We start from the raw sequence: 19,566 nt of genomic DNA on the forward strand, positions 1-19,566 counted from the left end.
CGGCCCGAGCTGGGCGCGTCCTGCGTGCCGGTGCCGATCTCCGGCGTGACACGCGTCGCGAGACCTGCGACGCGGGGGCGGAGCCCTGCTTGAGAGCGGCGAGACGCGCCTCGATCTCGACGGCCTCGCCGGACGACTCGAGCTCGGCGAACTGCGCGTCGATGCTCGACGCCGCGACCTCGGCCTGGCCCATGGCCATCGCCTCCTCGCGGCGCACCTTCTCCTCGAAACGGGAGAGCTCGCTCGTCGGGTCGAGCACGTTGATGGAGCTGAGCGCGCCCTGCACCGTCTGCTGGGCCTGCGCGCTCTTCTGCCGTGCGACGAGGGAGTCGCGCCGCGACCGCAGCTCGCCGAGCTTGCCCTTCATCGCGGCGAGGCCCGACTTGAGCTTCTCCACGGTCTCGCGCTGGGACGCGATGAGCGGCTCCGCCTGGCGCACCTCCTGCTCCGCGCTGATCTGGCGACCGAGCGCCACCTTGGCGAGGGCGTCGAACTTGTCCGCGCTCTCGGCGTCGCCGGCCTGCCGGTAGCGGTCGGCCTGGGCCGACGCCGCGGCCGCCTTCTGGCCCCACTCCTGCACCGCCGCGACGTCCTCGTCGTGGTCCTGCTCCGCGAGGCGCAGGTTGCCGATCGTCTGCGCGACGGCCTGCTCCGCCTCGGCGATGTTGTTCGTGTAGTCCCGCACGAGCTGGTCCAGCATCTTCTGGGGGTCCTCCGCGTCGTCGAGCAGCGCGTTGATGTTCGCCCGCGCGAGCTGGGTGACGCGCCCGAAGATGGTCTGCTTCTCCGCCATCGTGGTCCTCTCCCGTCGTCCGTCGTCCGTCGTCCTCGTGCCGTCGTGCTGGGGATCCTGCCTAGAAGCGCCTGCCGCGTCCCGACCGTCCGCCTGGACGGCCCCCGGCCCGACCGCCGCCGAAGCCTCCGCCGCCGAAGCCTCCGCCGAAGGAGCCGCCCCCGAAACCGCCGCTGCGCCCGCCGCGGCCACCGCCGCGCAGGATCGAGTCGAGGAGGATCCCCCCGAGCACCATCCCGCCGACGTCGGGGGAGCGCGAGCCGTACCCGCCCCCGTACCCGCCGCGCCCCACCTGCTGGGCGTCCCAGCGCGACGCGTCCTGCTGCGCGAGACGGGCGGCGTCCTGGGCCAGGGCGTCCGCCTGCTGCGCACGCTGCAGGGCCGCCACCGGGTCCGTCGGCTGGAGGGCACGCGCCTCGCCGAGCAGGCGGAGCGCCTCCGAGAGCCGCGTCCGGGCCTCCGGCCCGACCGCACCGCGGCGCGTGCTGACGAAGTCGCTCGTCGCGCGCACCTGGGAGTCCACGCGCCCGAGCGTGTCGCGCAGCAGGGCGTTGGCCCGGGCCGCCTGCTCCGCGTGCTGCCGCGACGGCGCGAGGGCGGCGTCGAGCGCGGCCTCCGCCTCGGTCAGACGACGCAGCGCGGCCAGCGGGTCGCCGCCGTCGCCCACCGACGCCGCCTCCTGCGCGGCGGACCGGGCCTCCGCGAGCGCCGGGGCGACGGCCGGGTCGTCGGGCGCGAGCCGGGCGGCGTCGGCCACGTCCGCGCGGATCGACGCGAGCCCGCGCTCGAGACGCACGCCCGCCTCCGCGAGGTCGGTCCCGGCACGGTCCACCGCATCGAGCAGGGTGACGGCCTGCCCGACGGCGTTCTGCGCCGCGCGGGCGAGCGCCACCGCCGACGTGCGGTCGCGCGACCCGAGCGCCTCGCGCCCGCGGCCCACCGACTCGACGGCGCCCGCGACGAGCGCCTCCGCCTGGTCCGGGTTGTCGGCGACGGAGGCGAGCGCCGTCGCGGGGTAGGTGCGCGCGAGGGTGTCGAGCGTCGCCCGCGCGGCGCCCACCCGGGCCAGCACCTCGTCCGCGCGCTGCTCCGTCTCGTCGAGGACCTCGGGGACGCGGGCGTGCAGCTCCCGGAGCTGGTCGAACGTCGCCGTGCGGGCGTCGAGGTCGTCGGCGACCTCGTCGCACACCGCGACGATGCGCGCCATCAGCCGGCGTGCCTCGGCCGGCGTCTCGGGGCGGTCGTCGTCGAGCTGCTGGCGCAGCGCGAACGCCTCGGCGACCCGGCGCTGGCCGTCCGCCAGCGCCGCCGCGAACTCGCGCGTCGCCTCGACGCCGAACTGCGCCTGCGCGAAGCCGAGCTCCTGCTCGGACGTCGTGATGGCGTCGTGGATCGACACGAGCGCTGCGCTGGCCCGCCGGTCCAGCTCCTCGGTGGGGAGCGCCTCCAGGCCCGACGGCGACGCGCCCGCCCCGGCCGGAGCGCCCGCCGTGCCACGACGCCGGTTCACGAAAGCCCGGACCACCAGCACCACGACGAGGACGAGCACACCGGCGACGACGAGCAGGAGGAACCCGCTCACGCCCCCGCCCCCCGCGGCCGCGTCGTGCGCGGTGTCGGCGGCGGCGATCGCGGCACCGGCCCAGTCGTCGTCCCGCAGGTGGTCCTCGACCGTCGTGACCATCCGGTCCAGCTCGGCGTCGCTCAATCCGACGTTGTTGTCGTACGACAGCCCGTAGCGCCGGTCCTCCGTGCCGACGGCCAGCAGCAGGTCGTCCACGCCCAGGCCCGACGCCGTCGCCGTCGCGTTGGCCCAGTCGATGCCGTCCATGCCGTCCAGGTCGGGCACGTACACGACGAAGAGCTGCAGGTCCGTGTCCTGCGCGAGCCGGTCCAGCGCCTGCCGGACCTCGTCCGTGCGGTCGCCCAGCACGCCCTCCGGGTCCGTGATCTCGCCGTCGACGTCGGTCGGGGGGACCGCGTGTGCGGCGCCCCCGGGCACCACCAGTCCGACGGCCGCCGCGAACGCGACGACGGCGACCAGCACCGCCCGGGAGAACCGCCCCGCGGCGGCGCGGGCACGGCAAGAGGTCGAGCGGTGTTGCTGGCTCACGCCGCGATCCTGTCCCAGCCGCCCGGGCCCTGCAACGCGACGACACCGGGTTTGGGCGCGCCCTACCCGCCGACACGTGGATCCGCGCCGATCGTGCGCGAGATCGGGGCGCGGATCCACGTGTCGGCGGGGTGCGGCATCTCGCGACCCGACTCGTGCCGCCCCCACCGCGCCGAGGGCGTGTGCGCGTCCACAGGCGGCGGGCGGTCGACCGTCGTCCACAGCGGTGCCAGCTCGGAGATCCGACGAGACCTCGGAGGTCGGATGCTCGGCGCGTGCTCGACGACATCACCCGGCGCGACGGCCACGACGCGCGAGAAGCAGCATCCCACCCGGCGACGTCCCCTCGTCCGCTCCCCGTCGACCGGGCGTTCACGACCGCGCGAGGACGGCAGGCGGGACTGTCCCCGAAGGCCATGCGACATCCGCGGTTCGCGATCCCGACGCCGGGCGTACGGCTACCGGCGCACCTCGCCACGGACCTGCGCGCGCGGGCGGAGGCCGCCCTGCTCGTGGCGCCCGCCGGGTCCGCGCTGAGCCACTCGACCGCCCTGCGCGCGCACGGTGCCGATCTGCCGGCACGGCTCGACGCGGACGACCAGGTCCACCTCACCGTGCCGGTACGCGCAGTCGTCCCCCGACGAGCCGGCATCGTGAGCCACACCTACGCGGCACCCGTGCTGCCGGTCTGCCGTGTCGACGGGCTGCCAGTCGTGACGCCCGAGCACACGTGGCAACAGCTCGCGGGCACCCTGCCGCCGGACGAGGTGGTCGTGCTCGCGGACGCGCTGCTGCGTCGCAGACGGCCGTTGTCGACCCTCGAGGAGCTGCGGCGTACCGTCACCGGGACGCCCAGGGGTACGCGTGGCCTCGCCGGCATGCGCATCGCGTTGACGCTCGCTCGCGCGGGCACGGACTCCTGCATGGAGACCCGTGCACGCCTTCTCCTGGTCCACGCCGGTCTGCCGTCGCCCGGGGTCAACGTGCCCGTCCTCGACGCGCGGGGCCGGTTCGTCGCGATGCCGGACATGACGTACCGCGAGCAGCGGATCGCCGTCGAGTACGACGGCGACGTGCACCGCACCGACCGTCGCACATGGCTCCGGGACATCGCGCGCAAGCAGGCGCTCGAGGCGCTCGGCTGGCGGGTGTTCGTCGTGACGGCGGACGACGTGTACCGGTATCCGGAGCGGCTCGTCCAGAGGGTGCGAGCGGCGCTGCGCGAGCGCACTCCTGCCCGCTGATCGGGCTGCGCACCGATCGAGCCGGGCGACCCGAGCCTACCCAGCAGCGCCGAGAAGTGGATCCGCGCCCCGGATCCGGCGAGTTCCGGGGCAGGGATGCACTTCTCGGCGGTCGCAGGGGCGTCAGGCCGGGGCGACCCCCACCCTCTACTTCACGACCCCCAGGTCCTCCGTGCTCCTGGTCGGACCCGGGGGGCGTTGCGTGCCGGGCGGACGCCGCGCTCCTGCGTCGCGGGACGCCCACCCTCTACTTCACGACCCCCAGGTCCTCCGCGTCGACGATGCGGTAGGCGTACCCCTGCTCCGCCAGGAAACGCTGCCGGTGGGCGGCGAAGTCCTGGTCGACCGTGTCGCGCGCCACCACGGCGTAGAAGTGCGCCGTCCGGCCGTCCGCCTTGGGGCGCATGACGCGTCCCAGGCGCTGCGCCTCCTCCTGGCGCGAGCCGAACGAGCCCGACACCTGGATGGCGACCGACGCCTCGGGCAGGTCGATGGAGAAGTTCGCGACCTTCGACACGACGAGGCGGGAGATGTCGCCGGAGCGGAACGCGTCGAACAGGCGCTGGCGCTCGCGGACGGTCGTCGCACCCGTGATGAGGGGCGCGTCGAGGTGCTCGGACAGCTCCTCGAGCTGGTCGAGGTACTGCCCGATGACGAGCACCTGGTCGTCGGGGTGCTGCGCGACGATCTCCTCGACGACCCGGTTCTTGCCCGACGCGGTCGCCGCGAGGCGGTAGCGGTCCTCCGGCTCGGCGACGGCGTACGTCATGCGCTCCGACTCGGGGAGCGTGAGACGCACCTCGACGCAGTCGGCCGGCGCGATGTACCCCTGCGCCTCGATGTCCTTCCACGGCGCGTCGTAGCGCTTGGGGCCGATGAGCGAGAACACCTCGTCCTCCCGGCCGTCCTCGCGCACGAGCGTCGCGGTGAGCCCGAGGCGCCGACGCGCCTGGAGGTCCGCCGTCATGCGGAAGATGGGCGCGGGCAAAAGGTGGACCTCGTCGTAGACGACGAGGCCCCAGTCGCGCGCGTCGAGGAGCTCGAGGTGCGGGTACACGCCCTTCCGCTTCGTCGTCAGCACCTGGTACGTCGCGATGGTGACCGGCTTGATCTCCTTGCGCGCGCCCGAGTACTCGCCGATCTCGTCCTCGGTGAGCGTCGTGCGGCGCACGAGCTCGTCGCGCCACTGCCGCGCGCTGACGGTGTTCGTCACGAGGATGAGGGTCGTCGTGCCGGACCGGGCCATCGCGCCCGCGCCGACGATCGTCTTGCCGGCGCCGCAGGGCAGCACGACGACGCCGCTGCCGCCGTGCCAGAACCCGTCCACCGCCTGCGCCTGGTAGGGGCGCATCTCCCACGGCTTCGGCTCGTCGCCCTCGGCGCGGGGCGGCGTCGTCGGGCTGAGCGCGATCGGGTGCTTCTCGCCGTCGACGTACCCGGCGAGGTCCTCCGCCGGCCACCCGAGCTTGACGAGGACCTGCTTGAGGTGGCCGCGCTCGGACGGGTGCACGAGCACCGTCGTGTCGTCGACCCGCTCGCCCACCAGTCCGGCGGTGCGCTTGGACTTGAGCACCTCGGCGAGCACCGCGCGGTCGGTCGCCTCGAGCACGAGGCCGTGCGTCGGGTGCTGCGCGAGCGTGAGCCGTCCGTAGCGCGACATCGTCTCCGCGACGTCGATGAGCAGCGCGTGCGGGACCGGGTACCGCGAGTACTCGATGAGCGTGTTGACGACCTGCTCGGCATCGTGGCCCGCGGCGCGCGCGTTCCACAGCCCGAGCGGCGTCAGGCGGTAGGTGTGCACGTGCTCGGGAGCGCGCTCGAGCTCCGCGAACGGCGCGATGGCACGGCGCGCGTCGTCCGCGCGGGGGTGGTCGACCTCGAGCAGGAGCGACTTGTCGCTCTGCACGATGAGAGGGCCGTCGGTCATGCGTCTCCTTCTTCGCCGGGGGAGTCCCTGGTCGCGAGCTGCTCGTCGGGGCGTCTCGTCGCGTGGAACGGCTCGCCGCCTACCCGGTCGGTGCCGGGCTGACGGACGCGATGCGGTGCACCGCCACGGTCAGCTCTGCGTCCCGTGCCGGGTCCTGGGCACGCAGCCTGCCGCCGTCGAGGGTGAGCGGGCGGACGAGCCGCCGCGTCGGCGACCCGGCCGGGCCGACGACCTCGAGCCAGACCATCGACGCGTCGGCGATCGCCTCGCGCAGCAGCCCCAACGCCGCGCCGGGGTCGGTTGTTCCGGTCGCCGCCGGCTCGGGGCGTTCCTCGTCCGGGACCGTTCGTCCCTGCGCGCCGTCCCGCGGCCCGTCCGTGCCGACGGCGCGGGCCGTGCCCGCCCCGCTCGTCCCGCCGGCCGCGTCGGCGGCCCGCAGACGGGCGACGAGCTCGGCGTGGCGACCGGCACGTCCCGTCGCGCCGCGCTCCCACGAGGCGGGCGCGGAGTCGTCGGGGCCGACGCCGGCCACGCCCCGTGCGCGTCGTCGTCCCCCGACCGTGCGCCCGCCGGTCACCGTGCCGCGCCGTCCCGCGCCGTCCGCGACGAGCACCCGGCCGTCCGGACCCTCGACCGCCGAGACCACGCCGCGCTCGCGCAGCGCCGCCTGCAGCTCGCCCGCCGGCACGGTCGCGACGAGGACCGTCGGTGCGAGCCGCACCAGGCCGAGGTGGCGCAGGGCCGGCGCCTCGGCGAGGCCGGCGAGCAGCGCCGGGTCCTCGGCGCGGACGTAGCTCGACGCCGCGCCCACCCGGACCCGACCGTGCCGGCGCGCGGCGTCGCGCACCAGGTACTCCAGCGGCTGCGGCACCGGCGTGCGCGAGTGCGCGGCGAGCTCCGCCAGCAGCTCGTCGGCCGTGCGCCCGTGGTCGAGCGCGCGGACCACCGACGCCGCGGTGAACCGCACCGTCGTGGCCGCGCCCCGCGACTCGACGTCCGCGGAGACCTCGAGGAGTCGTTCGAGGGCGGACGACGCGCGGCCCGGGACGATCCCCGTCAGGTCGCCCTGCAGCAGCACCTCGTCGACCTCGGGCGGCAGCACCGCCACGAAGGCCGATCCCAGGTCCGTGCGGTCCGTGGCCGTGAGCGGTTCGTCCGCGGCGTCGAGCAGCGCGCGCCCCGGGCCGGACAGCGCGCCCGCCCCCGTGACGCCGAGCAGCGCCGCCTCGCGCAGCAGCCCCGCGACCGCCTGCTCCGGCGGCACCGAGCGCGGGGTGCGCCAGCGCAGCACCTCGACGACGCCGTCCGCGCCGGGGCCGCGGCCCTCGACCGAGCCCAGCACGTCGAGCACCGCGGCGCGCAGGCGCGGCACCCACGGCCGCCACAGCTCCGGGTCCAGCGCGGCGCGCAACGCCCCCTTCTCGTCCCGGCTGCCGACGAGCCAGGGCGTGCGGCGCGAGCGCCACCACCCGCGGGCGAGCGCCGCCCACCGGTCGCCGAGGCCGTCGTCCAGCCAGTCCTCGGCCGCGGACGTCGGCGTGAACGACGGCGGGTCGTCCCCGTCGTCGGACACGAGCCCGGCGGCCGCGGCCAGCTCGACGACCGCGGCGGCCGTCGCGTCGTCGACCTCCAGCGTCGTCGCGGCCCGCCGCAGGTCCCGCACGCCGAGCCCGCCCGCGCGCAGGACGCCGGGCGCGGTCTCCTGCCATGCCGTGAGCAGCCGTGCGACGAGCCGTACCGTCTCGAGCCCGGCGGCCGCGGCCTCGGCGTCGACGGTCGCGGCCGGGACCGTGGGGACGTCGGGGACGGGTGCGGCGGGGTGCACGTCCCGGTGCGTGCGACCGCCGCGCAGGGCGAGCCCGACCTCCCGCGGCAGGACGACGTGGCGGTCGTCCGTCGCCTGCAGCAGCCTCTGCTCGAGGAGCCACGTGACCGCGCGGCGCGCCGCCGGGTCCGCGCGGGGCGCGACGCCGACCGGCGGCCCCCACGTGAGCGCGTCGAGGATCGCGGCGGCACCGGGCGGTGCGCTCGCGGCGAGCGGCACGGCGACCGCGGCGGGGTCCGTGCCCGTCGCGGGACCGAGCCCGGCGGGGTACGGGCCGAGGATGTCCGCGACGCCGGGGGCCGGGCGCAGCCCGCCGGGTGCCGCCTCGTCCGGCGCCCAGACGAGCGCCGCCTCCTCGAGCCCGGCGAGCGCCGCGGCGACCACGTCGGGCCCGGCGGTGCCCGCGGCCCTCTCCTGCTCCGGGACCCCGGGCCGGGTGCGCGCGGCACCGAGCCCGAGTGCGTCGGCGACGTCGGGCGCCGCGGGCGACGACCCCACGCTGTCGAGCACCAGCACGGCCTCGAGCACCTCGAGCTCGAACGCGGTCAGCGTGGCCAGCGCGCGCTCGAGGCTCGTGCGGCTCGACGCGCGCGCGGCGAGCGACAGCAGCGTCGACGGTGACGGCGTGGCCAGGTCGGGGCGGCGCGCGAGGAGCGCGACGAGCCGCGCGTCGTCGCGCGACCGCAGCGTGTCGCCGAAGGACGCGGACCGTCCGGAGGGGGAGGTGGCCATCCGTTCGATGCTACGCGGGGCCCGGCGCCCCTCGGGCTCACGGGCGGGCCGGAGCCCCGGCGCGGGCGCGGGCTCCCGGTTCTCCGCCGTCCGGCGGCACACCTCGTCCCACGGCGTCGGCTCGATCCCGAACCGGGCGCGCGCGGCGGTGTCGTCGAGGACGTAGGGGCGATCCCACTGGTACGCCAGGTCGCGGAGCTCCCGCAGCAGCGGTGACCCGAGCGCCGCGGCGGCCAGAGCCGGCCCGCGCAGCGACCGCACGCGCACGGGCGGCAGGCCGACGCTCGTGAGCACGTCCGTGAGCGCCTGCGCCTGCGTGCGCGGCGGGTTGCTCGGCACGTGCCACGTGCGGCCGTGGGCGCCGGGGTCGTCGGCGGCGGCGACGAGGGTCCGTGCGACGTCCTGCACGTCGGTGAAGGTGTGGGGCTGGTCGGTGCGGCCGATCATCCACACGCCCCGTCCGCGCGCCGCGGCGGGCACGACGCGCGAGACGTGCCCGTTCGCCCCGACGCCCGGGCCCACGTAGTCGGACGCGCGGACCTCGACCGCGCGCACGCGCCCGGCTCGGTGCGCCGCGAGGGCGTCGGCCCAGAGGCGGGCCCGCAGGACGCCCTTGTGGTCGGTCGCCGCGTCGGGCAGGTCCTCCGTCATGGGGTCGTCCACCGGGCCGTACGGGTAGAGGTTGCCGGTGATCGCGTACGCGGCTCCCGTGCGCGCGGCGGCGGTGAGCAGCGACGCGGCGAGCGGCGGCCACACGCGTTCCCACTGCGTGTAGTCGCCCGGGTTGGCGCAGTTGTACAGGGCGGCGGCGCCGTCCGCGGCCCGGGTGAGGGCGTCGGCGTCGGACGCGTCGAGCGCGACGTGACGCGCCCCGGCGACACCCGTGTCACGGCCGCTGCGCGTGGCGACGGTGACCGAGGACCCCCGGGCGGCGAGCAGTGCGGCGACGGCACGGCCGACGGGGCCGGCGCCGACGACGAGGTGGTGGTCGTGGGACGTGCTGGGCATGGCGCTCCTCCATTTCCGAGAGCGGTGCTCTCGTCGAGCAGCAGCGTCGCACGTCGACCCGACGATGACAAGAGCGGTGCTCTCGTTTGTGGGCGGCGATCTCGACTGGCACCCTGAGGGCATGCCCGCACCCCGCACGGCCCGCGCCCTCGCGCGCGAGACGCTGACGCGCGAGATCCTCGACGCCGCTCGGGCGCGGCTCGCGAGCACGGGGCCGGCCGAGCTGTCCCTGCGCGCGGTCGCTCGCGACGTCGGCATGGTCTCGTCCGCCGTCTACCGCTACTTCCCGAGCCGTGACGCCCTCCTCACCGCGCTGCTGGTCGAGTGCTACGACGAGCTCGGCGCCGCCGTCGAGCAGGCCGAGGCGGCCGTCGTGCGCGACGACGTCGAGGGGCGCTGGCTCGCCGCGTGCCGCGCTCTGCGGACATGGTGCGTCGGACGGCCGGGCGACTTCGCGCTGCTCTACGGCACGCCCGTGCCCGGGTACGCGGCCCCGCGCGACACCGTCGAGCCCGCGACGCGCGTCGTGCGCGCCCTCGTGCGTGTCGTCGCGGACGCCGCAGCCAGGGCGCGCGACCGGTCCCCGCGCCACCGGGTGCGGACGACGCGACCGCGCTCGTCGCGCCTGCGCGCGCCTACGTCGCGGCCCACGGGCTGATCGAGCCGGACGCACCCACGGAGAGCGTCGCACGGACGCTCATGGCCTGGACGACGCTGTTCGGCACGGTCTCCTTCGAGCTCTTCGGCCACCTCGAGCGGACCGTCGCCGACCACGCGCGCTGGTTCGACGCCGTCGCGCGACGGGTCGGCGCGGACCTCGGCGTCGTCGGCCGTCCCCCCGGCGCGCACGCCGACCCGCGCTGAGCGCGACCCTGCCGGGGGAGCCGGATGCGACGCCCGGCCTGGGCGGCCGGTAACCTGGGGGTTCTGGTCCCTACGAGCACGAACGAGGTCCACGTGCCCACCGGCAAGGTCAAGTGGTTCGACACCGAGCGCGGCTTCGGCTTCATCGCCGCGGACGACGGCGGCGAGGTCTTCCTGCACGCGTCCGCGCTCCCCGCGGGCGCGCCCGCGCCCAAGCCCGGGGCGCGCGTCGACTTCGGCGTCGCCGACGGCCGCCGCGGACCGCAGGCGCTCGCCGTCACGGTCCTGGACCCGGCGCCCTCGGTCGCGAAGGCCAAGCGCCGCCCCGCGGAGCAGATGGCCGTGATCGTCGAGGACCTCATCAAGGAGCTCGACGGGATGGGCGGCGGCCTGCGCCGCGGCCGCTACCCGGAGAAGGGCAAGGCCACGAAGGTGGCCGCCGTGCTGCGCGCGGTCGCGGACGAGATCGAGGCCTGAGCATGACCGTCGCAGCCGCTGAGGGACGCGCGCGCGGGGTCTCCGCCCGCGCGGCGCGCGACGCCGTCCTCACGGGCGCCGTCGACCTCGCCCGCGCGGCGGCGGAGGAGGTGGCCGACCGCCCGCAGGACGTCGGGGAGCACCTGGGCACCGTCGCCGAGGCCGACCGCCTCATCTCGCACCGGTTCGCGTGCACGCTGCGCGGCTACACGGGCTGGCAGTGGACCGTGACGCTCGCGCGCGTGCCGCGCGGCCGCACGGCGACGGTGTGCGAGGTCGCGCTCCTGCCCGGCGACGGCGCGCTGCTCCCGCCGGAGTGGCTGCCGTGGTCCGAGCGCCTGCGGCCGGGCGACGTCGGCCCGGGTGACGTGCTGCCGTTCCGCGCCGACGACCCGCGCCTCGAGCCCGGCTGGACGCCGTCGGGCGACGAGGAGCAGGACGCCGTCGCGATCGAGGAGCTCGCGCTCGCCCGCGCCCGCGTGCTGTCGCCGCGGGGCCGCGACGAGGCGGCCGAGCGCTGGTACCGCGGCTCGCGGGGCCCGACGTCGCGGGGCGCCGTCGCGTCGAGCGCGGACTGCGGCTCGTGCGGCTTCCTCGTGCTGCTGCAGGGCGCGCTCGGCCAGGTGTTCGGCGTGTGCGCGAACGAGTGGTCGCCCGACGACGGCAAGGTCGTCAGCCTCGACCACGGCTGCGGCGCGCACTCGGAGACCGACGTGGAGCAGGTGCCGAGCGAGTGGCCCGACGCCGAGCCGCTCATCGACGAGCTGCACGTCGAGGTCGTGTCGATCCTCGAGGCGGCCTCGTCCGCCGGCGACCCCGCGGACGAGCCCGGGGCGTGACCCTGGACCCCCTCGGGACGGCCGCGCTGCGCGGCGCGGTCCTCGAGGCGTGGCGGTCCTCGCCCACGCGGCTGCGCGAGGACGCCAACACGGAGGAGGACCACGCCCACGGGTCCTACCGGGGCCGTGCGGTCGTCGAGCTCGCGCAGAACGCCGCCGACGCCGCGGCGCGCGCGGGCGTGCCGGGCCGCCTGCTCCTGAGCCTGCACGCGCCGTCCGGGCCGGGGGAGCGGTGGCTCCTGCGCGCGGCGAGCACGGGGGCGCCGCTCGACGCCGCCGGTGTCGCGTCCCTGGCGGCGATGCGCGCGTCCGCGACGGCCGACGCGCCGCCGGCCGTCGAGCCACGGGCGCGGGAGCCGGCGACGACGGCCCCGGCCCGGGCCACGGCGGGCCGGTCGGACGGTTCGGCGTGGGGTTCGCCGCGCTGCGCTCCGTCGCCGACGACATCCGCATCGGCGCCGGCGACCGAGCCGTCGGGTTCTCGCTCGCGCGCACGCGCGCCGCCCTCGACGCCGTCGTCCGCGACGTCCCCGCGCTCGCCGCGGAGGTCGCGCGGCGCGGCGACCGCCTGCCCGTCCTGCGCCTGCCGTTCCCGGCCACGGTGCCGGTCCCGGACGGGTTCGACACCGTGGTCGAGGCGGAGCTGCGCGACGACGCGGCGCTCGCGGCGGTGCGCGCCGAGCTCGCCGGGGTGGGCGACGCGGTGCTGCTCGCCCTGCCCGCGCTCGCGGAGGTCGTCGTCGACGACGCCGGGTCCGTGCGGCGCGTGGCGGACCTCTGCGACCGGTGGGCCGTCGTGCGTCGCGACGGGCGGCTCGACCCGCTGCTGCTCGCGGACAGGCCGGTCGAGGAGCGTGGCCGGGACCGGTGGTCGGTGGCGTGGGCCCTGCCGCGCGCGGGCGCGGTGCCCGACGACGCGGAGCGGGCCGGCGCGGACCGTCGCGTGGTGCACGCGCCGACGCCGACCGACGAGCCGTCGACCTTCCCCGCCCTGCTGCTCGCGTCGTTCCCGCTCGAACCGTCGCGCCGCCACGTCGTCCCGGGCGCGCTGACGGAGCACGTCGCGCGACGCGCGGGGGAGGCGTACGCGGAGCTGCTCGCGTCGGTCGCCCCCGCCCGCGGGGTCGAGGTCCTGGACCTGGTGCCGACCGGCCTGCCCGGCGGGACGGTCGACGCCCTCGTGCGCGACGCCGCGGCCGAGGCGCTGCGCCGCACGCCGCTCCTGCCCGCGCCGGACGGCGTCCCCGGGGGTCCCGACGCGGTGCCGGACGCGGTGCCGGACGCGCGCCGGCGGATCCGCCCCGACCGCGCGCGCGTCCTCGTCGGCGACGCCGGTGCGGACCCGCGCGTGCGCGACGCGCTCGGTGCCGCGGACCTGGTCGTCGTGCCGAGCCGCCTGCTCGGCGTCGCGCGCTCGCTCGGGGTCGAGCCGGTCGAGCTCGCGGACGCGGTCGAGTCCCTGCCGGCCGCCGGCGCTCCGGAGCGCCGCCGCGAGCTGTACGACGCGCTCGCCCCGTACACGGGCGACCGCCGTGTGCTCGAGGCGCTCGCCGCCGTCCCGGTCCCGCTCGCCGACGGCGGCACCGCCCGTGGCGCCCGTGGGCTCCTGGTCCTCGACGGCGTGCCCGCGCGGGGCGACGCGGCGGGCCCCCGCCCGGTGCTCACGGCCGACGTCGTCGCGGGTCTCGGCCTGCGCGTCGTCCACCCCGCGGCCGACCACCAGGTGCTCGAGCGCCTCGGTGCCCGCCGGGGCGGGCCGCGCGCCATCGCGGCGGACGCGGTCGTGCGGGAGCGCGTCCTCGACGCCGCGCGCGCGGCCGAGGACGGCGACGCCGACCGGGACGAGAGCCTCGTCGAACGCCTGCTCGTGCTCGTCGCGGCGGCGGTCGCGGACGGGCTCGACGAGGCGCCGTTCTGGTGGGGCGAGCTGCCGCTGCCGACCGCCGACGGCGCGACGTCGGCGGCCCGGTCCCTCGCCGTCCCGGGGTCGTGGGCGGCGCGCGTGCTCGACCTCGCGGTCGTCGACCCGGCGCTGGCGGACCGCTGGGGCGAGAGCGTCCTGCGAGCGGTCGGCGTCGCCGCCGGGCCGGCGGTGCTCCAGGTGCGGGACGTCCTCACGCCCCAGCCCGGCGAGGAGCCCGAGCTCGACCCGCACGCGCCCGAGGGGTGGCTGTCGGACTGGTCGGGCTACGTCGAGCACCTCGCGGACGTGCTCGGTCCGGGCGTCCACCTGGGGGACCTCCCCGCCGTCGCCGACCTGGACGCGTCGTGGACGACGCCTGGCGCGACGTGCTGGGGACGCTCGCCGCCGACCCGGAGACACGTGCCGCGCTCCTGGAGCCCGTGCGGGGCCCCGGCGCGTCGCGCGCGGCGTCGTACACCGCGTGGTGGCTGCGCGAGGAGCTCGGCGGCCCGTTCGCCCTCGGCGGCGTCCCCGTGCTGCGCGAGGTGCCCGACGAGGTGCGCGGGCTGGACGAGGCGGTCCTGGTCGCGCTCGGCGGGGTGCGGGACCTGGCCGCTCTCGCCGCCGACGAGTGGCCGGACCTCCTCGAGCACCTGCCGCCCGTCGGGACGCCGCTCCCGGCCGAGGACGCCGTCGCGGTCTGGCGGGCGCTCGCGGTCCTCGCGACGCGGGGGGAGACGCTCGAACCGCCGCCGGAGCGCGTCCCGGCCCTCGGCCCGGGGAGCGCGGCGGTCGTCGTGGCGGACGCCGCGGAGGTCGTCGTCGCCGCCGACCCCATGTGGGCGCCGCTGCACCGCGTGGTCCCGGCACCGGCCGGTCTCGTCGAGGACGTGGCGGACCTCCTCGACCTCGACGTGGCGCCCGGGGACCGGGAGCCCGACGGCGGGGGCGTGCGTCGCGCGGTCCCCGAGCCCGTGCGCAGGACGGCGCCCGGGCTGCCGTCGACGTGGTGGCAGCACGCCGACCTGCGGGTCGGCGGGGTCGCCGTGCCGTGGTGGGTGGTCGGTGCGGGCGAGGACGCGAGGCCGCACGCGACGGACGAGCACGGACTGGCGAGCGCGCTCGCCGCCGCGGCCGGGAGGTTCGCGCTGCGGCACGTGGTCGGCGAGGTGCTGCGCGACCCGGACGCCGTGGAGGCAGTGCTCGCGCGCGCCGTCTGGGCCGACCGCTGACGGACGACCGCTGACGGACGACCGCTCACCACGTGTCGCGGACCCGACCGCGGGGGCCTGTCAGGACACGGAGGACGCGGTGTCGCGGTGCCTCTTCTCCCACCACAGGCCGGCGACGCCGAGCACGAGGCCGGCGGCGCACGTCGCGACCGCACGGGGTCCGATCGTGCCGGTCACCAGGAGCACGGCGCACACGACGAGCGCCACGGCCCACAGGGCCATCCCGGCGAGGATCACGACACGGAGGTCGACGCGCAGGGGCGTCGGGTCCGGGCGGCGACGCTCGGGGTGGAGCAGGAGCGCGACGGTCGAGGGCACGTGCGCATCGTAGCGCCCGCGCTTTTCACCCGGTGACCCGTGTCACAGCGATGTCGCGGCGGCCGTCCCCCCTGCTGTGGGCAGCGGGGACACCGGCGCGCAAGCAGCGCGCTACCATGCCACAGCGGCCCGCAGGCCCGGTGTGGCGCGGTTCTTGCGCCCCGGGCGGCCCGACGACGGGCGGCCGGTGCGCCCTCCGCGCGGCGCGGAACTCCTCTCGCAAATCCTTGGACAGCACGCAGTCTGGACATCCGTCCAGCACATTCCCTTGTGCCGGCTCGGCGGCCGAAGATCGTTGAAAATCGGCGGATCAGGCGCGGGTGCGCGGGAAAGCGCCACCCGTCGTCTCACCCGGGTGAAAGCGCGTTCAACCATCTATTGCCGCCCCTTGCTGGCCCCTAGGATGAGTCGCCATGCACGGGATTGATCAGACCGGAGGTGGACGCATGTCCCACAGCGCCACCGAGGAGACGCGACGGGGTTTCCGCTCGCTCCTCTCCACCTCCCCGGCCGCCCGTGTCCGCGCCGTCCGCGCCGCGTTCGGCGACCACCGCTGGGAGGCCGAGTACCGACGGCGCCTCGTCCTGACGGACACGCTGGCCGTCGTCGTCGCCGTGCTCGTCGCCTACTTCCTGCGCTGGGAGCAGTTCGCCGAGGAGCCCGTCCGCGCGGACGTGCACGTCCCGTACGTCGTCCTGTCGCTCCTCGTCGGTGCGGCCTGGTCGGTCTCCCTCGTCGTGTCGCGCTCGCGCGACCTGCGCGTCGTCGGCAGCGGCCCGACGGAGTACCACCGGGTCTTCGACGCCTCCTGGCGGCTGTTCGCCGTGCTCGCCGTGCTGGCCTTCCTGCTGCGCTTCCCCGAGGCGCGCGGCTACCTCGCCTTCGCCTTCCCCATCGGGCTCGGTGGGCTGCTGCTCGGCCGGTACGGCTGGCGGCAGTGGCTGCACCGCGAGCGCGCCCTCGGCCGGGCGCGGTCCGCCGTGCTCGCCATCGGCCACCGCGACCAGGCGGAGCGCCTCATCCGCGACCTCAACGGGCGCGACGAGTCCGGTTACCGCGTGGTCGGGGTCTGCGTGCCGTCGGGGGTCGTCGCGAGCGGCGAGGAGATCCGCGGAGTCCCCGTGCTGGGCGAGCTGCGCCAGGCCGGCGAGGTCGCGACGCGCGTGGGCGCGGACATCGTGGCCGTCTCCGGCTCGGACGCGATCACCGCCGAGGTCGTGCGGCGGCTCGGCTGGGAGCTCGAGCCGTTCGGCGTCGACCTGATGCTCACCGCCGAGCTCGCCGACGTCGCGGGCCCCCGCATCACCATCACGCCCGCCGAGAGCGTCTCGCTCCTGCACGTGGACGCGCCGCGGTTCACCGGGCCGCGGTTCGTCGTGAAGTCGGCGACGGACTGGCTCGGTGCCGCCCTGCTCACGCTCTTCCTGCTGCCCGTGCTCGTGCTCGTCTCGCTCGCCGTCCTGCTCACGAGCCGCGGCGGCATCTTCTACACGCAGGAGCGCGTGGGGCGCAACGGCCGCACGTTCCCCATGTTCAAGTTCCGCTCGATGCGCGCGGGCGCCGACCGCGAGGTGGCCACGCTCGTCGAGCAGAACGACGGCGCGGGTCCCCTGTTCAAGATGCGCGAGGACCCGCGCGTGACCGCCGTCGGGCGCGTGCTGCGCCGCTACTCGCTCGACGAGCTGCCGCAGCTGCTCAACGTGCTCCGCGGGGACATGAGCCTCGTGGGGCCGCGCCCGCCGCTCCCGCGCGAGGTCGCGAAGTACGAGCAGAAGGTGCGGCGCCGGCTCCTCGTCAAGCCCGGCCTCACGGGGCTGTGGCAGGTGGGCGGGCGCTCCGACCTGTCGTGGGAGGAGAGCGTGCGCCTCGACGTGTACTACGTCGAGAACTGGACGCTCTTCGGCGACTTCCTCATCCTCGCCCGCACCGCGCGAGCCGTCTTCTCCGGCCACGGCGCGTACTGAGGTCGCGAGGTGGTGCCCCGTGCGCGTGTGTGTCGTCGGGTGCGGACGCCGCGGCGTCGTGCAGGCGGCGTGCCTCGCGGCCGCGGGGCACGAGGTCGTCGCGATCGAGTCGGACGCCGAGGTGCGCCGGGCCCTGCGCGCTGGTGCCGCCACCACCGGTGAGCCGCGCCTGCGTCGCCTGCTCGCGCTCGCGCTCGTGAGCGGCCGCCTACGGGTCACGGGCGACCGCACCGCCGCCGCCGGCGCGCGCGTCCACCTGCTGTGCACGGGCCGCGGCGCCGTGCGCCACGCCGCGGGCGCCGCCCGCGCGGGCGACGGCCTCACGGACCCGGGGGTCCGCCGGACGGCCGCCGACGCCGAGGTGCGGGACGCCCTGCGGTCGCAGGCGCTCCTCGCGGCGCTGGACGCCCTCGCGCCGCACCTCGGTCCCGGCGACCTCGTCGTGGGACGCGAGCGCGTCTCGCCCGGGACGGCGGCGTGGCTCGCGGCGACGCTCGCCGCCGACGGCGTGCCGGCGGGCCTCGTCTGGGTGCCGGACGAGCACCGTCCGGGCCACGCCGTCCTCGACACCCTGCGTCCCGCGCGCCTCCTCTACGGCGTGCCCGCGGGGGAGCGCGGCGAGCGGGCGACGGGGATCCTCGACGCCCTGCACGTCGTCCAGCTCGCGGCGGGTACGCCCCGGACGACGACGGACCTCGCGACCGCCGAGCGCCTCGGCGGCGCCGCCGCGCCGCCGCTCCCGTCGCCCGGTGCCGGCACTGCCGGCCGTTCCGTCGCGACCGCCGGGGTCGCCTGAGGTGGACCGCGTTACGTCGCCGACACGCGTCTCTGGCAGCATTCTCCCCATGGCCTCCCCGAGCTCGGTCCAGGACACGCGCGCGTCCTCGCCCGCCCCGAACGCGATCGACCGCTTCTTCAAGATCACCGAGCGTGGCTCGACGATCGGCACCGAGGTCCGCGGCGGCCTCGTCACGTTCTTCGCGATGGCGTACATCGTCGTGCTGAACCCGCTGATCATCGGCACGGTCCAGGACGGCACGGGCGCGTTCCTCGGGGGCGGCGCCGAGCCGGACTTCGGCAAGGTCGCCGCGGCGACGGCGCTCGTGGCCGGGGTCATGACGATCGCGATGGGCGTGTTCGCCAACTTCCCGCTCGGCCTCGCGGCGGGGCTGGGGCTCAACGCCGTCGTCGCGTACTCGATCGCGTCGCTGCCCGGCGTCACCTGGGCCGACGCGATGGGCCTCGTCGTCATCGAGGGCCTCATCATCCTCGTCCTCGTGCTCACCGGCTTCCGCGAGGCCGTGTTCCGCGCGGTCCCGGTCGAGCTCAAGACGGCGATCAGCGTCGGCATCGGCCTGTTCATCGCGCTCATCGGCCTCGTCAACGCCGGCTTCGTCACCGCCGGCAGCGGCACGCTCCTCGCGCTCGGCAACCTCGGCACGTGGCCGATCCTCGTGTTCGTCGTCGGTCTCGTGCTGACGATCGTGCTGTGGGTGCGCAAGATCAAGGGCGCGCTCCTCATCGCGATCCTCACGGCCACGGCGCTCGCCGTCGTGCTGGAGAACACGCTGAACATCGGCGCCAAGGCGCCCGACGGCTCGAACCCGAACGGCTTCAACCTCAACGCGCCGACGTTCGACGGCGTCGCGCAGGTGCCGGACTTCGGCCTGATCGGGCAGTTCTCGCTGCTGGGCTCGTTCGAGAGCATCGCGACCGTCACCGTGGTCCTGCTCGTGTTCTCGCTGCTGCTCGCCGACTTCTTCGACACGATGGGCACGATGGTCGCCGTCGGCGCAGAGGCCCGGCTGCTCGACGCCGAGGGCACCCCGCCGCGCTCGCGCGCGATCCTCGTCGTCGACTCGATCGCCGCCGCCGCCGGTGGTGCGGGCTCGGTCTCGTCGAACACGAGCTTCGTGGAGTCGACGACGGGAGCCGGCGAGGGCGCCCGCACGGGCCTCGCGTCCGTGGTGACCGGTGTGGCGTTCCTGCTCGCCACGTTCCTGTCGCCGCTCGTCGCGCTCGTGCCGTACGAGGCGGCCGCGCCCGCGCTCGTGTTCGTCGGGTTCCTCATGATGACGCAGATCGCGGGCATCTCGTGGCGCGACGTGGAGATCTCGATCCCGGCCTTCCTCACGATCGTCGTCATGCCGTTCACGTACTCGATCGCCGACGGCATCGGCGCCGGGTTCCTCGCGTTCGTCCTCATCAAGCTCGCGCTGGGCAAGGTGCGCGCGATCCACCCGCTCATGTGGGTCGCCTCGGCGATGTTCGTCGTGTACTTCCTGCTCGGCCCGATCCAGGAGGCGCTCGGCCTGTAGGGCCGCGCG

14 protein-coding genes and 1 pseudogene are annotated in these 19,566 nt (G+C 76.5%); 9 read left to right on the forward strand and 6 right to left on the reverse strand.

The genetic code is table 11. The features are described from left to right. Positions 1–64 precede the first annotated feature (64 nt). Both BJF88_RS14900 and BJF88_RS22725 read right to left on the reverse strand, forming a co-directional pair. Positions 65–793, reverse strand: a pseudogene (locus BJF88_RS14900) (PspA/IM30 family protein); the annotation flags it as partial. Positions 794–854: 61 nt separating this feature from the next. After that, positions 855–2,906, reverse strand: a complete 2,052-nt coding sequence (locus BJF88_RS22725) for a TPM domain-containing protein (protein WP_083649172.1) — start codon at positions 2,904–2,906, stop codon at positions 855–857. Positions 2,907–3,181: 275 nt separating this feature from the next. On the opposite strand from BJF88_RS22725, the gene BJF88_RS14910 reads away from it, so the two are divergent. Further along, positions 3,182–4,150, forward strand: coding sequence for an endonuclease domain-containing protein (locus BJF88_RS14910; protein ID WP_083649173.1), 969 nt, complete (start codon positions 3,182–3,184; stop codon positions 4,148–4,150). 247 nt (positions 4,151–4,397) lie between these two features. Here the strand turns inward: BJF88_RS14910 and BJF88_RS14915 are convergent, their stop codons facing one another. Together BJF88_RS14915 and BJF88_RS14920 are read right to left on the reverse strand one after the other, a co-directional pair. Then, on the reverse strand, positions 4,398–6,077 hold the full coding sequence (locus BJF88_RS14915) for a DNA repair helicase XPB (protein ID WP_075829368.1): 1,680 nt from the start codon (positions 6,075–6,077) through the stop codon (positions 4,398–4,400). Between the two features lie 79 nt (positions 6,078–6,156). Then, a complete protein-coding gene (locus BJF88_RS14920) occupies positions 6,157–9,642 on the reverse strand; it encodes a helicase-associated domain-containing protein (RefSeq protein ID WP_255372067.1) in 3,486 nt (1,161 codons plus the stop codon). Positions 9,643–9,763: 121 nt separating this feature from the next. On the opposite strand from BJF88_RS14920, the gene BJF88_RS23835 reads away from it, so the two are divergent. The 4 genes from BJF88_RS23835 to BJF88_RS14940 all read left to right on the forward strand — a co-directional run bounded on the left by BJF88_RS23835 (position 9,764) and on the right by BJF88_RS14940 (position 11,822). Next, positions 9,764–10,300 carry a TetR/AcrR family transcriptional regulator gene (locus BJF88_RS23835; protein ID WP_083649183.1) on the forward strand — a complete coding sequence of 179 codons (537 nt, stop codon included), beginning with the start codon at positions 9,764–9,766 and terminating at the stop codon, positions 10,298–10,300. A gap of 41 nt (positions 10,301–10,341) precedes the next feature. Then, entirely contained in the window at positions 10,342–10,506 is a 165-nt protein-coding gene (locus BJF88_RS23840) for a hypothetical protein (RefSeq protein WP_158068954.1), read from the forward strand. A 93-nt stretch (positions 10,507–10,599) separates the two neighbouring features. After that, complete coding sequence (locus BJF88_RS14935) at positions 10,600–10,983, forward strand: cold-shock protein (RefSeq protein WP_075829369.1); 384 nt, start codon at positions 10,600–10,602, stop codon at positions 10,981–10,983. A 2-nt stretch (positions 10,984–10,985) separates the two neighbouring features. Beyond that, the gene (locus BJF88_RS14940; RefSeq protein ID WP_075829370.1) at positions 10,986–11,822 is read left to right on the forward strand and encodes a DUF3027 domain-containing protein; all 837 of its coding nucleotides are present in this window, start codon (positions 10,986–10,988) and stop codon (positions 11,820–11,822) included. A gap of 115 nt (positions 11,823–11,937) precedes the next feature. On the opposite strand, the gene BJF88_RS18550 is transcribed toward BJF88_RS14940, so the two are convergent. After that, positions 11,938–13,977 carry a hypothetical protein gene (locus BJF88_RS18550; RefSeq protein ID WP_139316098.1) on the reverse strand — a complete coding sequence of 680 codons (2,040 nt, stop codon included), beginning with the start codon at positions 13,975–13,977 and terminating at the stop codon, positions 11,938–11,940. Between the two features lie 113 nt (positions 13,978–14,090). On the opposite strand from BJF88_RS18550, the gene BJF88_RS18555 reads away from it, so the two are divergent. Further along, entirely contained in the window at positions 14,091–14,957 is an 867-nt protein-coding gene (locus BJF88_RS18555; protein ID WP_083649175.1) for a hypothetical protein, read from the forward strand. A 60-nt stretch (positions 14,958–15,017) separates the two neighbouring features. Here the strand turns inward: BJF88_RS18555 and BJF88_RS14950 are convergent, their stop codons facing one another. Then, positions 15,018–15,275 carry a DUF2530 domain-containing protein gene (locus BJF88_RS14950; protein ID WP_075829371.1) on the reverse strand — a complete coding sequence of 86 codons (258 nt, stop codon included), beginning with the start codon at positions 15,273–15,275 and terminating at the stop codon, positions 15,018–15,020. Positions 15,276–15,721: 446 nt separating this feature from the next. Between BJF88_RS14950 and BJF88_RS14955 the strand changes: the two genes are divergently transcribed. From BJF88_RS14955 to BJF88_RS14965, 3 genes are read left to right on the forward strand one after another with little or no spacing between them, the layout of a single operon-like run. Beyond that, the gene (locus BJF88_RS14955) at positions 15,722–17,239 is read left to right on the forward strand and encodes a sugar transferase (protein WP_083649176.1); all 1,518 of its coding nucleotides are present in this window, start codon (positions 15,722–15,724) and stop codon (positions 17,237–17,239) included. A 19-nt stretch (positions 17,240–17,258) separates the two neighbouring features. Further along, positions 17,259–18,035, forward strand: coding sequence for a hypothetical protein (locus tag BJF88_RS14960; RefSeq protein ID WP_075829372.1), 777 nt, complete (start codon positions 17,259–17,261; stop codon positions 18,033–18,035). Positions 18,036–18,084: 49 nt separating this feature from the next. Further along, entirely contained in the window at positions 18,085–19,557 is a 1,473-nt protein-coding gene (locus tag BJF88_RS14965; protein WP_075829373.1) for an NCS2 family permease, read from the forward strand. Positions 19,558–19,566: the final 9 nt, after the last annotated feature.

The organism is Cellulosimicrobium sp. CUA-896 (genome assembly GCF_001942335.1).
Lineage (GTDB): Bacteria > Actinomycetota > Actinomycetes > Actinomycetales > Cellulomonadaceae > Cellulosimicrobium.

Bases quoted from the DNA above. Each gene is read 5' to 3' on its own strand.
- BJF88_RS14915 (WP_075829368.1), bottom strand. From the start codon at position 6,077: ATGACCGACGGCCCTCTCATCGTGCAGAGCGACAAGTCGCTCCTGCTC.
- BJF88_RS14920 (WP_255372067.1), bottom strand. From the start codon at position 9,642: ATGCCCAGCACGTCCCACGACCACCACCTCGTCGTCGGCGCCGGCCCC.
- BJF88_RS23835 (WP_083649183.1), top strand. From the start codon at position 9,764: ATGCCCGCACCCCGCACGGCCCGCGCCCTCGCGCGCGAGACGCTGACG.
- BJF88_RS23840 (WP_158068954.1), top strand. From the start codon at position 10,342: ATGGCCTGGACGACGCTGTTCGGCACGGTCTCCTTCGAGCTCTTCGGC.
- BJF88_RS14940 (WP_075829370.1), top strand. From the start codon at position 10,986: ATGACCGTCGCAGCCGCTGAGGGACGCGCGCGCGGGGTCTCCGCCCGC.
- BJF88_RS14955 (WP_083649176.1), top strand. From the start codon at position 15,722: ATGTCCCACAGCGCCACCGAGGAGACGCGACGGGGTTTCCGCTCGCTC.
- BJF88_RS14965 (WP_075829373.1), top strand. From the start codon at position 18,085: ATGGCCTCCCCGAGCTCGGTCCAGGACACGCGCGCGTCCTCGCCCGCC.